11 protein-coding genes are annotated in these 14,084 nt (G+C 74.1%); 2 read left to right on the top strand and 9 right to left on the bottom strand.

Annotation, left to right across the window (positions count from 1 at the left end; genetic code table 11):
- Positions 1-30: 30 nt before the first annotated feature.
- The 7 genes from pntB to KMZ30_RS11650 all read right to left on the bottom strand — a co-directional run bounded on the left by pntB (position 31) and on the right by KMZ30_RS11650 (position 10,223).
- Positions 31-1,467 carry a Re/Si-specific NAD(P)(+) transhydrogenase subunit beta gene (pntB, locus tag KMZ30_RS11620; RefSeq protein ID WP_215512133.1) on the bottom strand — a complete coding sequence of 479 codons (1,437 nt, stop codon included), beginning with the start codon at positions 1,465-1,467 and terminating at the stop codon, positions 31-33.
- On the bottom strand, positions 1,464-3,014 hold the full coding sequence (locus KMZ30_RS11625; RefSeq protein ID WP_215512132.1) for a Re/Si-specific NAD(P)(+) transhydrogenase subunit alpha: 1,551 nt from the start codon (positions 3,012-3,014) through the stop codon (positions 1,464-1,466). Before KMZ30_RS11625 ends, pntB begins: the two co-directional genes overlap by 4 nt.
- Positions 3,015-3,187: 173 nt before the next feature.
- Positions 3,188-5,194: a sunset domain-containing protein gene (locus tag KMZ30_RS11630; RefSeq protein WP_215512131.1), complete on the bottom strand. Its 2,007-nt coding sequence runs from the start codon at positions 5,192-5,194 to the stop codon at positions 3,188-3,190.
- A 191-nt stretch (positions 5,195-5,385) separates the two neighbouring features.
- The gene (locus KMZ30_RS11635; protein WP_215512130.1) at positions 5,386-7,014 is read right to left on the bottom strand and encodes an AMP-binding protein; all 1,629 of its coding nucleotides are present in this window, start codon (positions 7,012-7,014) and stop codon (positions 5,386-5,388) included.
- A 193-nt stretch (positions 7,015-7,207) separates the two neighbouring features.
- Positions 7,208-7,426: a hypothetical protein gene (locus KMZ30_RS11640; protein WP_215512129.1), complete on the bottom strand. Its 219-nt coding sequence runs from the start codon at positions 7,424-7,426 to the stop codon at positions 7,208-7,210.
- Positions 7,423-8,892 carry a pyridoxal phosphate-dependent decarboxylase family protein gene (locus KMZ30_RS11645; RefSeq protein WP_215512128.1) on the bottom strand — a complete coding sequence of 490 codons (1,470 nt, stop codon included), beginning with the start codon at positions 8,890-8,892 and terminating at the stop codon, positions 7,423-7,425. Before KMZ30_RS11645 ends, KMZ30_RS11640 begins: the two co-directional genes overlap by 4 nt.
- Complete coding sequence (locus KMZ30_RS11650) at positions 8,889-10,223, bottom strand: MFS transporter (RefSeq protein WP_215512127.1); 1,335 nt, start codon at positions 10,221-10,223, stop codon at positions 8,889-8,891. The genes KMZ30_RS11645 and KMZ30_RS11650 overlap by 4 nt, the downstream gene beginning before the upstream one ends.
- A gap of 97 nt (positions 10,224-10,320) precedes the next feature.
- On the opposite strand from KMZ30_RS11650, the gene KMZ30_RS11655 reads away from it, so the two are divergent.
- Positions 10,321-10,938 carry a hypothetical protein gene (locus KMZ30_RS11655; protein ID WP_215512126.1) on the top strand — a complete coding sequence of 206 codons (618 nt, stop codon included), beginning with the start codon at positions 10,321-10,323 and terminating at the stop codon, positions 10,936-10,938.
- Between the two features lie 147 nt (positions 10,939-11,085).
- On the opposite strand, the gene KMZ30_RS11660 is transcribed toward KMZ30_RS11655, so the two are convergent.
- Entirely contained in the window at positions 11,086-12,357 is a 1,272-nt protein-coding gene (locus KMZ30_RS11660; RefSeq protein WP_215512125.1) for a PQQ-dependent sugar dehydrogenase, read from the bottom strand.
- Between the two features lie 71 nt (positions 12,358-12,428).
- Positions 12,429-12,764: an MGMT family protein gene (locus KMZ30_RS11665; protein WP_215512124.1), complete on the bottom strand. Its 336-nt coding sequence runs from the start codon at positions 12,762-12,764 to the stop codon at positions 12,429-12,431.
- Between the two features lie 100 nt (positions 12,765-12,864).
- On the opposite strand from KMZ30_RS11665, the gene KMZ30_RS11670 reads away from it, so the two are divergent.
- The gene (locus KMZ30_RS11670) at positions 12,865-14,082 is read left to right on the top strand and encodes a pyridoxal phosphate-dependent aminotransferase (RefSeq protein ID WP_215512123.1); all 1,218 of its coding nucleotides are present in this window, start codon (positions 12,865-12,867) and stop codon (positions 14,080-14,082) included.
- Positions 14,083-14,084: the final 2 nt, after the last annotated feature.

Here is a 14,084-nt window from a genome sequence, read left to right on the forward strand (position 1 = left end):
AAGCTCGGGCCCCTCGACCCGAGGCCGACGTCAGAGGGCGGCGATGATGTCCTCGACCCGGGCCTTGGCGTCGCCGAAGAGCATCTGCGTGTTCTCGCGGAAGAACAGCGGGTTCTGCACGCCCGCGTACCCGGTGGCCATCGACCGCTTGAACACGATGACGTCCTTGGCCTCCCACACCCGCAGCACCGGCATGCCGGCGATCGGCGAGGTGGGGTCCTCCGCGGCGGCCGGGTTGACGGTGTCGTTGGCGCCGATCACGAGGACGACGTCGGTCTCGGCGAGGTCGTCGTTGACCTCGTCCATCTCGAGGACGATGTCGTAGGGCACCTTGGCCTCGGCGAGCAGGACGTTCATGTGCCCCGGCAGCCGCCCGGCGACCGGGTGGATGCCGAAGCGCACGTCGACGCCGGAGGACCGCAGCCGCTTGGTCAGCTCGGCGACGGCGTGCTGGGCCTGCGCGGTGGCCATCCCGTAGCCCGGGGTGATGACGACCGAGCGCGCCGAGGTGAGCAGCGAGGCCGCGCCCTCGGCGGTGACCTCGCGGTGCTCGCCGTAGTCGACGTCGCCCGCCGCGACCGTGCCGCCCTCGACCCCGAAGCCGCCGGCGATGACCGAGATGAACGAGCGGTTCATCGCGCGGCACATGATGTACGACAGGTACGCACCCGAGGAGCCGACGAGCGCGCCCGTGATGATGAGCAGGTCGTTGCCGAGCAGGAAGCCGGCCGCGGCCGCCGCCCACCCCGAGTAGCTGTTGAGCATCGAGACGACGACCGGCATGTCGCCGCCGCCGATCGACGCGACGAGGTGCCAGCCCAAGGCGAGGGCCAGGAGCGTGACGAACCCGAGCAGCAGGTGCCGCACGAAGACCGCGTGCTCGGGCACCGCGACGTAGACCACCGTCAGCACGACGAACAGCCCGAGCGCACCGACGTTGAGCCAGTTGCGGTACGGCAGCATCAAGGGCTTGGACGGGATGCGCGCCGACAGCTTGAGGAACGCGACGATCGACCCGGTGAACGTCACCGCACCGATGAAGACGCCGACGAACACCTCGACGTCGTGGATCGTCGGGTACGCCGTGACCTCGTAGGAGGAGTTCCAGCCGACGAGCACGGCCGCGAGCCCGACGAAGCTGTGGAGCATCGCGATGAGCTCGGGCATCCCGGTCATCTCGACCTTGCGGGCGCGGTCGAGGCCGATCGCCGCGCCGATGCCCATCGCGACGACGATGAGCAGCAGCCCGAGCCAGCCCGAGCCGCCGGTCTCGACGGTCAGGCCGCCGGAGGTCTCGCGCAGACCCATCGTCGCCGCGAGGACGGTCGCCACGAGCGCGACGGCCATCCCGGCGATGCCGAAGCGGTTGCCGCGCCGGGCGGACTCGTGCCGCGAGAGGCCGGCGAGGGCGAGGATGAAGAGCAGGCCCGCGACGATGTAGGCGCCCTGCGTGAGGGTCGAGCTCATCGGACGGGCTCCTCGCGCTTGAACATCTCGAGCATTCGCGCCGTCACCCGGAAGCCACCGAAGACGTTGATGCTCGCGACGAGGATGCCGACGAACGCGAGCACCGTCACCGCCACGCTGTCGCGCCCGACCTGGAGCAGCGCCCCGACGACGATGATGCCGCTGATCGCGTTGGTCACCGACATCAGTGGCGTGTGCAGCGCGTGGTGCACGTTGCCGATGACGTAGAAGCCGATGACGACCGCGAGCATGAAGACCATGAAGTGCCCGAGGAACGGCGGTGGCGCGAAGGCCGACACGAACAGGAACAGCGCCGCACCGGCCCCCGCCAGGGCGAGCTTCGCGGTCCCGCTCATCGGCTGCTTCGCGGGCTTGGTGGTCGTGTCGACGGTGACGACGTCGGTGCCCGGCGTCGGCGCGGCCGAGACCTGGACCGGGGGCGGCGGCCACATCACCTCGCCGTCCTTCGCGACGGTCATGCCGCGCTGGACGACGTCGTCGAGGTCGAGGTGGACCTCGCCGTCCTTCTGCGGGGTCAGGAGCTTCATGAGGTTGACGAGGTTGGTGCCGTACAGCTGGCTGGCCTGCGTCGGCAGCCGGCCCGGCAGGTCGGTGTAGCCGAGCAGGGTCACGCCGTGATCGGTGACGACCTTCTCGCCGGCGACCGTGCCGGCGACGTTGCCGCCGTTGGCCGCGGCCATGTCGACGACGACCGACCCCGGCTTCATCGAGGCGACCATCTCCTCGGTGAGCAGGCGCGGCGCCGGGCGCCCGGGGATGAGCGCCGTCGTGATGACGATGTCGACGTCCCTGGCCTGCGCGGCGTACAGCTCGGCGGCCTTGGCGTCGAAGTCGGCGCTCGTCTGCTTCGCGTACCCGTCGGCGGACGGGCCGTCGTCCTCGACGTCGATGCGCAGGAACTCCGCCCCCATCGACTCGACCTGCTCGGCGACCTCCGGCCGCGCGTCGAACGCCCGGACCACCGCGCCGAGGCTGCTCGCCGTGCCGATGGCCGCGAGCCCCGCGACGCCGGCGCCGACGACGAGCACCTTCGCGGGCGGGACCTTGCCGGCGGCCGTCACCTGGCCGGTGAAGAACGAGCCGAACTCGTGCGCGGCCTCGACGACGGCCCGGTAGCCGCCGATGTTGGCCATCGAGGAGAGGACGTCGAGCGACTGCGCGCGGCTGATGCGCGGCACCGCGTCCATCGCGAGCGCGGTGACCCCGGCGTCGGCGAGGCGCTGCACGAGGTCCGGGTCGAGCGCCGGGGCGAGGAGGCAGGCCAGCACCGTCCCCGGGCGCAGCCGCCCCACCTCGTCGTCGGTCGGCGCGGTGACCTTGAGGACGACGTCGGCGTTCCAGACCGCGCCCTCGATGACGTCGGCGCCGGCCTCGCGGTAGGCCTCGTCCGAGAAGCTCGCGCGGGCCCCGGCCCCCGACTCGACGAAGACGGTGTAGCCGAGACCGACCAGCTGCTCGACGGTCTTCGGGGTCGCGGCGACACGGGTCTCCCCCGGTCGTGACTCGCGGGGGACTCCGATGCGCACGGGGCTTCCTCTCCGTTGCCGGGGCGGGCTCCGTCCGAACCTAGCGGGTCGGGCGCGGGGATTCGCGACGTGTGGCGCGTGGCACACGCACGGCTCTCCGCGGGCTCGGCGCCCGCGGACGCGCGACGCGCCGGCCCCCGAGGGGACCGGCGCGTCGGCGGACGGGGGTGGGCTCAGCCCTCGGAGCGGTGGAAGCCGCTGCGCTCCGCGGCGCCCGCGTCGTAGAACCAGACGTCGGCGACGGCGTCGGCGTAGCCCGCGTCCTCGGGCAGGCGGTAGGTCATCGTGTCGCGGTAGGCCTGCACCGGGTGGTCGAGCGGCTGGGCGCCGTCCTCGAGGGCCGCCGCGGACCCCATCCCGTAACCGCCGTCGCGGACCTCGTGGAACTCCGAGACCCGGCGGGCGGCGGGGGCGGCCGGCCGCTCCGGGGCAGCCTCGTCGGTGGCGGGTTCGTCGGTGGCGGGCTCGGCGGTGGCCGGCTCGTCGGTGGCCGTCTCGTCCGGTGCCGGCTCGTCGGTGCGGGTCTCGTCGAGCGTCGGCTCGTCGGAAGCCGCCTCCTCCACCGGGGTCTCGGCCACCGGGTCGGGGTCGGCCGGGACCTCGCCGACGACGTCCGTCGGCGGGGCATCGGCGACCGGCGCATCGTCCGTGGCGGAGGAGTCCCCGGGCTGCACGACGCCGTCGTCGGCGGCGACGGGCTCGTCCACGACCGCCGGCTCCTCGGAGACGGGCTCGTCGATGACGGGCTCGTCCGCGATCGCCGGCTCGTCGGTGGCGGGCTCGTCGCGGACGGAGTCCTCGACGAGCCCGGCGGAGGCGGGGTCGACCGGGTCCATCCCGACGGCGGCCGCCTCGCGGTCCATCTCGGCCCGGTCCTGGGCCAGGCGGTCGCCGCGCTCGCGGTTCTCGTCGAGCAGCTCGGCCTCGTCGGCGGACCAGTCGCGCTCGGTCGCGGGGTCGTGCTGGTCGCCGGGCACCGGCTCCTCGGGCTCGGCGAAGGCGCCGTCGGCGGGGTCCTCGACGACCTGCGAGGCCTCGGGCCCCTCGTGGTCGGGGACCTCGGAGCGCGGCGCCGGCTCGTCGACCGGCTCGTGGGCCGGGTCCGCGTCGGCGTCGGCGTGGGCGTCGGCGTCGACCGGCCGGACGTCCGCCGGCTCGTCGTCGGCGGTGTCGTCCACGCGGTCGGTCGTGCTCGTGGTGGGCTGGTCGGCGGCCGAAGCCTCCTCGCCCTCGGGGTCGCGGGGGCCGCCCCACTCGCCGGACGGGGTCCGGGCGTCGTCGGCGGCCGACGTCTCGTCGTCGGTGCTCACGAGGTCGTCACTACCCTGCGTCGGCGCCGCCCACACGTCGGTGCCGTCGGCGGTGTCGTCGCGGTAGTCGGCGGCCGTCGCGATGCGGGCGCTCGCCTCGTCGTCGGCCGCGGACGAGGCGGCGACGGGTGCCGTCACGTCCTCGATCGGGGCGGGGGCGGCGACCGGCTCGTCCGCGACGGCGTCCGCGTCGCTGTCGGCCGCGAGGTCGGTGTCATGGGCGGGCAGGACCTGCGTGGCCGTCGTGTCGACCGGGGCCGTCGCCTCCTCCACGGTCGCGACGCGTGCGGCCGTCGAGCCCTCCGGGTGGTCCTCCGTCCCGGCGGCGCGTGCCCCCTCGGCGGCGAGCTCGGCGCCCATGACGGCGGCACCGGCCGCGCCGGGCACGGGCGCGGCGGGGCTGCCGGCCCACGCGGAGCGCTCGGCCTCCTCACGCATCCGGCGGGCCTCGGCCCGGGTCGTCGGGGCGCGCTCCGCCTCGGCGGCCGCGGTGTCCTCGCGCTCCGCCGTGGCGGCGTCCACGGCCTCCCTCGGCGTCTCGACGTCGGGGTCGACGACGTCGGCGCGGGTGAGCAGCGTCTCGTAGTCGGTGCGGGTGGCCTCCGCGTCGGCGCGACGGGCCTCCGCCTCGGCGGCGAGGCGCTCGGCCTCGGCCCGGGCCACCTCGGCCCGCTCCTCGGACTGGGCGGCGAACGCCTCCTGGCCGGCGACGGCGGGGGCGAGCCCCTCGGCCTGCGCCCGGAGCTCGGCGGCCTCGGCGCGCGCGGCGTCCTTGCGCTGGTTCGCGGTGCGGCGCACGAGCAGCCAGGCGGCGAGGAGGCCGACGACCACGACGGCGGCGACGACGAGGAGGATCGTGGTGGAGGGCATGTGGGGACTTTCTGTCGAGAGCACGCCGGGTGACGGCGTCGGACCAACCTACCGCCGGGCACGGGCCCGGCAGCACCTGCCGGGCACGCGCCCGGGCATCCCCTGCCACGGGAGAACCTAAAGGTCCACGCCGCGCGCGGCAAGACGGTCCGGCGCGACACGCTCGGGCGTCGCCGCAGGTCAGGCTGCTCTCAGAGGCCGAGCTCCTCGACCGTCCGCTCGCGCATCTCGACCTTGCGCACCTTGCCGGTCACGGTCATCGGGAACTCCTCGACGACCTTGACGTACCGCGGCACCTTGTAGTGCGCGAGGCGCCCGGCGCAGAACTCTCGCACCGCCTCGACGGTCAGCGGCTCGGCGCCGTCGCGCATCCGGACCCAGGCGCACAGCTCCTCGCCGTACTTCTCGTCGGGGACGCCGATGACCTGGGCGTCGAGGACGTCCGGGTGCGTGTAGAGGAACTCCTCGATCTCGCGCGGGTACACGTTCTCGCCGCCGCGGATGACCATGTCCTTGATGCGACCGGTGATCTGCACGTAGCCCTCGTCGTCCATGACGGCGATGTCGCCGGTGTGCATCCAGCCGTCGACGAGCACCTCGGCCGTCTTCTCCGGCTCCTCCCAGTACCCGAGCATCACCGAGTAGCCCTTGGTGCAGAACTCACCCGGCGTGCCACGGGGCACCGTCTCGCCGGTGACCGGGTCGACGACCTTGATCTCCAGGTGGGGGTGCACCGCCCCCACGGTGTTGACCTTCTGCTCGAAGGTGTCGTCGGTGCGGTTCTGCGTCGACACCGGCGAGGTCTCGGTCATGCCGTAGCAGATGGTCATCTCCTCGATGCCCGACTCGATGAGCTTGGTCATCATCGACGCCGGGCACGGCGAGCCCGCCATGATGCCGGTACGGACCGACGACAGGTCGTAGGAGTCGAACTGCGGCAGAGCCCATTCCGCGATGAACATCGTGGGGACGCCGTAGAGGGACGTGCAGCGCTCCTCGGAGACGGCGGCCAGCGTCAGCGCCGGGTCGAACCCGGGGGCGGGGATGACCATGCACGCGCCGTGGGTGAGCGCCGCGAGGTTGCCCATGACCATCCCGAAGCAGTGGTAGAAGGGCACGGGGATGCAGATGCGGTCGGCCTCGGTGTAGCGGCAGAGCTCGCCGACGAGGTAGCCGTTGTTGAGGATGTTGTGGTGCGAGAGGGTCGCGCCCTTGGGGAAGCCGGTCGTCCCCGACGTGTACTGGATGTTGATCGGCTCGGACGGGTCGAGGTCGCGCTGGGCCATCGTCAGCCGCTCGGGGCTCACGTCGTCGGCGCCGGCCAGCAGCGCGTCCCAGCTGTCGCGGCCGATGACGACGACCTGCTCGAGGGCCGGGCACTCGGGCCGGGCGGTCTCGACCATCGCGACGTAGTCGGAGGTCTTGAACGACGCCGCCGTCACGAGCACCCGGATGCCCGCCTGCCGCAGGACGTAGGTCAGCTCGTGGGTGCGGTAGGCCGGGTTGATGTTGACGAGGACGAGCCCGACCTTGGCCGTCGCGAGCTGCACGAGGGTCCACTCGGCGCAGTTCGGGGCCCAGATGCCGACGCGGTCGCCCTTCTCGAGGCCGCTCGCGAGCAGCCCGCGGGCGAGCCGGTCGACCGCCTCGCCGAGCCGGCTCCACGTCATCCGCACGTCCTGGGCCCGGTCGACGAGCGCCTCCCGGTCGCCGAACCGCTCGACGGTGGCGTCGAGCGCGTCCCCGATGGTCTGCTCGAGCAGGGGCGGGTCGAGCAGGCCGACCGTGTGCGAGAGGGCGGGGTCGGGCGTGAGCGTCATCGGGGTCCCTTCGGCGGCGGTGCCAACGGGGTCCAGCCAACACGTCCGCGGCCCGCCGGGCAACCGAGCCCCGCCTGACCGCTCCCGGGGCGAGGACGACCCCGCACGTGCGGGCTTTCCGTGGTTGACGGTCCGTCCGGACAGCGACAACCCCGCACGTGCGAGCTTTCCGGCCGGCCGCCTGCCCCGGCGGTCAGCCGCGACCGAGCACGCGACGGATCCAGCTGCGCGCACCGCGCACCGCGACGACGTCGCCGAAGCCGCCGCCGCTCCACGACCCGAGCACGAGCGCGTCGTGGTCGTCATGGCACGAGGTGCAGACGGTGCGACCCAGCTGGGTCGTGTGCTTCGCGCCGCGCACGGTGCGGCCGCACTGCTCGCAGCGCCAGCTGCTCGAGAGGGACGAGGTCATCGGGGTCCTCCGGTCGTGGGTCCGGGACGGGTGGGGCGCGAGAGCCGGTCGAGGACGCCGAGGAGCAGGGCCTCGCGCAGCGCCGGCGGGCTCGCGTCGAGGAGGGCGTTGACCGGCGCCATCCGGACCGGCAGGGCGACGCCGCCGTCGTCCCCGGCCAGCCCGGCCGCCGCGAGCAGGCCCGCGAACCCCGCGTCGTCGAGCGTCGCGGGGTCGAGGTGGGCGAGCATCCCCGCCAGGGAGGGGTCGAGGCGCACCGGCCCGGCGGCGCGCGCCGCGGCCACCGACTCCCGGAGCGCGTCGACGACCTCCGGCACGGCCGCGGCGGTGGCGGCCGAGAACGTCAGGTGGAGGGTCGGCGGCAGGTCGCGGAAGGTCATCTGCGGCTGGAGGAACCAGCCGCGCGCGAGCATCTCGTCGGCCACCGTGAAGACGTCGCAGGTGTCGTCGGTCGCGAGCGCGAGCAGGGTCGACGCCGGCGGGGCGACGACGCGCAGACCGTCGAGGTCCTCGACCGCCCGGGCCACCTCGAGCGTCGCCCGGTGCGTGTCGCGCGCCAGCCGCGCGTAGCCCTCGTCCCCGACGAAGCGCGTGACGGCCCACGCGGCGGCGACCGGGCCGCCCGAGCGCGTCGACTGGGTCGTCGTGTTGAGCATCGTGTAGCCGGGCCAGTCCGCCGAGGCGAAGAGGTGCCCGCGCCGCAGCCCGGCGTCGCGGTGCAGCAGCACCGACACCCCCTTAGGGGTGTACGCGTACTTGTGCAGGTCGACGCTGATGCTCGTCACGCCGTCGACGGCGAGGTCCCACGGCGGCACGTCGTCGAGGTGGGGCAGGACCCAGCCGCCGATGCACGCGTCGACGTGGCAGCGGGCGCCGAGGTCGAGCGCGAGCTCGGCGAGGGCCGCGACGGGGTCGACCACGCCGTGCGCGTACGACGGGGCGGAGGCCACGACGAGGACGGTCGAGCCGTCCGCGGCCTCGGCCATCGCGGCGGGGTCGGCCCGCAGGGTGACGGGGTCGACGTCGACGACGACCGCGCGCACCCCGAGGTACTCGGCGGCCTTCCGGAAGGCGGCGTGGGCCGACGCCGGCAGGAGCATGCTCGGCGACGCCACGTGGGGCGCGGCCTCGCGCGCGGCGAGGACGGCGAGCAGGATCGACTCCGTCCCCCCGGAGGTCACGACGCCGACCGCTCCGGGCGGGGCGTGCAGGAGCGCGGCGGCGCGGCCGACGAGGTCGTTCTCCATCCGCTGGATCGACGGGAACGCGGTGGGGTCCAGCCCGTTGGCCGACGAGAACATCGCCAGCGCCTCGCGGCCGAGGGCGTCGGCCTCGGCGAGACCGGAGTCGTAGACGTAGGCGAGGGTCCGGCCGCCGTGCGTCGGCAGGTCGGCCGCCCGCAGCGCGCGCAGCTCCTCGAGGACCTCTGGGGCGCTCGGTCCGGTGGGGGCGGCGGAGGTGGTCATCCGGACTCCTTCGGGTCGAGCCGGTAGCGGCGCAGCACGACGACCGAGACCGCGACGAGCACTGCCGGGACGGCGGTGAAGCCGAGGGCGATGGCCGTGCGGGCCGAGTCCGGTTGCGCGGCAGCGGCGTCGGTGGACGACACGAACCCACCGACGGTCAGGACGAGCGCGTAGAGGAACGGCCCGACGGCGAGGCCCAGCGTCTCCCCCGCCGTCCAGACGCCCGTGTACGTCCCGGCGCGGTCCTCGCCGGTGCGGGCGGTGTCGGCCGCCGCGACGTCGGGCAGCATCGCGAGCGGGAACATCTGGCAGGCGGCGTAGCCCACCCCGACGACACCCACGGTGACGGCCGTCGCGGCGGTCCCGAGCGGCAGGGCGGCCAGCGTGGCGAGCGCACCGGCACCCAGCAGCACCGACCCCCAGAGGTAGCCGGTGCGCTTCCCGTGACGCTCGCCGACCCGCTGCCACAGCGGGGTGACGAGGAGCGCCGGCCCCACGAAGCAGACGAAGAGCACCGCCGACGCCCCCGGCCGGCCGAGCTGCACCCGGGCCACGTAGTCGACGCCGGCGAGCATCGCGCCGGTCGCGAGCGCCTGGAGCACGAACACCGCCAGCAGGGTGCGGAACTCGCGCGACGCCGCCACGACGCGCAGCTGGTCGCGCAGGCTCCCGCCCGCGGTCGCGGCGCGGCGCACCGGCGCGTCCCGGGTGCCCCACCAGGCGCCGAGGGTGCCGACGAGGATCAGCGCGCCGACGAACAGCCCGACCGCGCGGTAGCCCTGCTCGGGGCCGACGGCGTCGCGGACGACCGGCGCCAGCCCGCCGCTGACGAGGATGGCGAGCGCGAGCACCGCGACGCGCCACGTCATGAGGCGCGTGCGCTCGTCGTAGTCGTCGGTCAGCTCGGCCGGCATCGCGACGTACGGCACCTGGAAGGAGGCGTAGGCGCTCGCGCAGGCGAGGAAGGCGACGACGACCCACGTCGCGGCGAGGGCCGTCGGGCTCGTCGGGCCCGCGAAGAGGAGCACGAACGCGACCGCCAGCGTGAGGCCGGCCCGCAGGAGGAACGGCCGGCGCCGCCCGGCGGGGTGCGTCGAGCGGTCGCTGACCCGCCCGGCGACGGGGTTGAGGACGACGTCCCAGGCCTTGGGCAGGAGCACGACGAGGCCGGCGAGCCCCGCACCGACGCCGAGCCGGTCGGTCAGGTACGGCAACAGCAGCAGCCCGGGCACCGTCCCGAACGACCCGGTCGCGACCGAGCCGAGACCGTAGCCGCGGCGGACGGACGCGGGCAGGCGGGCGGGCTCCGTCGCCACCCCGCGCTCGCCCATGGCCGGACCCTAGTGGCCCGCACCGCCTCGCGGGAGTGGCCCGACGCGGGGCGGGTCGCCCGCGGTGCCACCCGGCGCGGGAGGCGATGATGGGCCGGTGGGCACGAGGCGCAGGTTCCGCGGACGCATCACGGGCGTGGGCTCCACCTCCGGGGTGCGGGTCGTCGTCGGGTGGTGGCTCGAGTCGCCCTTCGGCGCCTTCGCCGACGTCATGGTCGAGACCGCCACGGGGCACCGGGTGCTGCTGGCCCCCACGCAGCAGGTCGTCGACCTCGTCGCGACGACCTACACCTTCGACGAGGTCCGCCTCGAGCCGGTGACGGTCGGCCTCACCGGCGACGGGCCGGCGCGCCTCGACGTCGCGTCACCGTCGCTCACGCTGACCGCCGACCTCGGGGGTCGGACCCCGCTCGGCACCCTCCTCGGGCTCGTGCCACCGGCCCTCGCGACGAGCCCGGCCTTCGCGACGCTCGCCGACCCCGTCGCCCGCGTCGTCCTGCGAGGCGTGCGGACCCGGGGCGTCGCCCGCGCCGGGCGCCGCGAGTACTACGGCGCAACCGACGTCCACGCCGTGACGGCGATGTCGGGGCGGTTCGACGGCGCCGACCTCGGCGCGCTGGCCCCCGTCGACCCGCCCTGCCGCTTCGGGTTCTCCTCCACCCCGCGCCGGCCGTCGGTCACCGAGGTGACGACGACCATCGTCGACGTCACCTGACCTCCGCCCGCGCCCTCCGGCGCCCGCTGTGTTCCCTCGCGTCACTCGCGTATCGGGTCACCCGATACGACCGCGCTGTACCCGGGAACGGTTGTCGGGTGAAGCGCAGCGGTATCGGGTCACCCGATACGCGTGGGACGGGCGGGGTCAGGTGCGGGGCGTGATGCGCAGCAGCTTGTCGTCGTCGCCGTTCGTCGTCGTCACGTAGAGCGCACCGTCCGGGCCCAGGCGTGCCGCCCGCAGACGCCCGTACGGGCCGTTCGTCGCGTCCGGGATCGCCACGTCGGTCACGGAGCCGTCGCCGTCGAGGCTCAGCACGAGGAGCTTGGCGCCCTTGAGCGCGGTGACGACGAGGGCGCCGTCCCACGCCCCCCACTGCTCGCCCTCGAGGAACTCGGCCGCGCAGACCGCCTGCGTCGTCCGGCCGCTCTGCCACACCGCCGGGACGGCGTCGGGGTAGCGCTCGGTGTCGGTCATCGGCACGCTCTCGTCGTACCCACCGACGGTGCCGCCCTGGGCCGGGTCCCAGCCGTAGTTCTTCCCCGACTCGACGAGGTTGACCTCGTCGTTGTTCGACGGGCCGTGCTCGGCGGTGAAGATGCGGCCGGTCCCCGGCTGCAGCGCGACGCCCTGGATGTTGCGGTGCCCGTAGCTCGTGACGTACCGCTGCGCAGGGTCCTTCGCGTCGGCGAACGGGTTGTCCTCCATGGGCTTCCCGGTCTCCAGGTCCAGCCGCAGGGTCTTGCCGCCGAGGCTCGTGAGGTCCTGCGGGATGCTGCCGACCGCCGTGTCGCCCGTCCCGACGACGAGCGCACCGTCGGCGTCGAGCTCGGGACGGCAGCCCGAGTGGCGTCCGGTCGAGATCGGCAGGCCGTCGAGCAGGGTCTTCTCGCGCTCGGCCGAGCGGCCGTCGGCCGACAGGCGCCACGTGACGAGCCGGATGTCCGTCGGCGCGCCGCCCTCCTGGTGGGTCTGGCACGTCGTGAACCGCCGGGTCTGCGCGAAGTCGGGGTGCACGACCATCCCGAGCAGACCTCCCTCGCCGCTGACGTAGACGTCGTCGAGGTCGGCGCGCACCCGCGTGACGGTCGCGCCCTCGCGCAGGCCCGACACGAGCGAGATGCGGGCCGGACGCTCGGTGACCAGCGCCGTGCCGTCCGGGAGGAAGCCGATGTCCCAGCCGTGCTCGAGCCCGCCGGCGACCTCCTCGACGTCGAGCTCGGGCTCCTGCGTGCTGCGCGGCGCCGGGCTCGACGAGGGCGGTGCGCTCGTGCTGCCGGACGCCGACGTGCTCGGGCGGGCGGGCACCTCTCCGAAGCCGTCGTCGCCCCCGGACGAGCAGCCGCCGACGGCGACGAGCCCGAGGCAGGCGGCGAGGGCCGCGGTGCGGTGGACGGCGGTCGAGCGACGGGGTCCCATGCCCCAGTCTCACATCCCGTCGGCGGCGGGGCCCCGGGCCGGACCGGCGTTCGACAGGCCGCGGCCGTCGGTCAGGGGAGGTCGGTGACGGCCCGCTCGTAGGCGGCGGCGAGCGCATCGAGGTCGGCGCGGTACCGACGGATGTCGCAGCCGAGCCCGTTGCGCTTGAGGAGGATGCCCTCCTGCGCCCAGGTCTCCCGCGCGCGCTCGAGCAGGGGCGCCGGCAGGTCGCCGTAGCTGTTCGTGACCCGCCACCACGTGACGTTGCCGCCGTAGGCCTTCATGATCGAGCCGACCTGGCGCGGGCCGATGCCGACGAGCGCCGCGAGGTCGCCGTACGACACGACGCACCCGCGCGGCACCTGCTCCACCGCGCGCAGCACCCGCTCCACGAGCACGTCGTCCACGCGCAGGAGTCTGCCCGACGCGTGCCTCGCCGCGCGGTGTGGGCGACATCCCGCGAAACACCCCTGCGTGGGACGGGTGGGGCCTGCGAGACTGTCGCGCATGCGGCGCATCGTCCAGAGCCAGAAGCTCCAGCACGTGCGCTACGACGTGCGCGGCCCGATCCTCGTCGAGGCCCAGCGCCTCGAGGCCGAGGGCCACAAGATCCTCAAGCTGAACATCGGCAACACCGCGCCGTTCGGCTTCGAGGCGCCCGAGGCCATCGTCGCCGACATGGTGCACAACCTGCCGGAGAGCCAGGGCTACGCAGACTCCAAGGGCATCTACTCGGCGCGCACCGCGGTCGCGCAGTACTACCAGTCGCGCGGCCTGCGCGACACCGGCGTCGAGGACGTCTACATCGGCAACGGTGTCTCCGAGCTGATCACGATGGTCCTCCAGGCGTTCGTCGACGACGGCAACGAGGTCCTCGTGCCCGCGCCCGACTACCCGCTGTGGACCGGAGCCGTCTCGCTGTCGGGCGGGACGCCCGTGCACTACCGCTGCGACGAGTCCAACGGCTGGAACCCCGACCTCGAGGACATCGAGGCCAAGATCACCCCGAACACGCACGCGATCGTCGTCATCAACCCGAACAACCCGACGGGAGCCGTGTACTCGGAGGAGACGGTGCGCGCCCTCGTCGACATCGCGCGGCGCCACGACCTCGTCGTCATGGCCGACGAGATCTACGAGAAGATCCTCTTCGACGACGCGGTGCACCACCACGCGGCGACGTTCGCCGGTGAGGACGTCCTCTGCCTCACCTTCAGCGGGCTGTCCAAGGCCTACCGGGTCTGCGGCTACCGCGCCGGCTGGGTCATGGTCTCGGGCCCCAAGCACCTCGCGTCGGACTTCCTCGAGGGCCTGACCCTGCTCGCCAACATGCGGATGTGCGCCAACGTCCCTGCGCAGCACGCCATCCAGACCGCGCTCGGCGGGTACCAGTCGGTCAACGAGCTGATCGGGCCGGGCGGTCGCTTCCGGGAGCAGTCCAAGCTCGCGTGGCGGCTGCTCAACGAGATCCCCGGGGTGTCGTGCGTCGAGCCGCAGGGCGCGCTCTACTGCTTCCCGCGGCTGGACCCCGAGGTCTACCCGATCGAGTCCGACGAGGCGTTCGTCATCGACCTGCTGCGGGCGAAGAAGCTCCTCGTGACGCACGGCACCGGGTTCAACTGGTTCGCGCCGGACCACTTCCGGCTCGTGACGCTGCCCGACGAGGAGACGCTGACCGAGGCGATCGGCCGCATCGCCGAGCACCTCGCGACGATGCGCGCCTGACG

This window comes from Phycicoccus mangrovi, assembly GCF_018729305.1.
Taxonomy (GTDB): domain Bacteria; phylum Actinomycetota; class Actinomycetes; order Actinomycetales; family Dermatophilaceae; genus Phycicoccus; species Phycicoccus jejuensis.

Excerpts from the sequence above, each read along its gene's own strand:
- KMZ30_RS11640 (WP_215512129.1), bottom strand. The coding sequence starts at position 7,426 with ATGACCTCGTCCCTCTCGAGCAGCTGGCGCTGCGAGCAGTGCGGCCGC.
- KMZ30_RS11645 (WP_215512128.1), bottom strand. The coding sequence starts at position 8,892 with ATGACCACCTCCGCCGCCCCCACCGGACCGAGCGCCCCAGAGGTCCTC.
- KMZ30_RS11660 (WP_215512125.1), bottom strand. The coding sequence starts at position 12,357 with ATGGGACCCCGTCGCTCGACCGCCGTCCACCGCACCGCGGCCCTCGCC.
- KMZ30_RS11635 (WP_215512130.1), bottom strand. The coding sequence starts at position 7,014 with ATGACGCTCACGCCCGACCCCGCCCTCTCGCACACGGTCGGCCTGCTC.
- KMZ30_RS11670 (WP_215512123.1), top strand. The coding sequence starts at position 12,865 with ATGCGGCGCATCGTCCAGAGCCAGAAGCTCCAGCACGTGCGCTACGAC.
- KMZ30_RS11650 (WP_215512127.1), bottom strand. The coding sequence starts at position 10,223 with ATGGGCGAGCGCGGGGTGGCGACGGAGCCCGCCCGCCTGCCCGCGTCC.
- KMZ30_RS11630 (WP_215512131.1), bottom strand. The coding sequence starts at position 5,194 with ATGCCCTCCACCACGATCCTCCTCGTCGTCGCCGCCGTCGTGGTCGTC.
- pntB (WP_215512133.1), bottom strand. The coding sequence starts at position 1,467 with ATGAGCTCGACCCTCACGCAGGGCGCCTACATCGTCGCGGGCCTGCTC.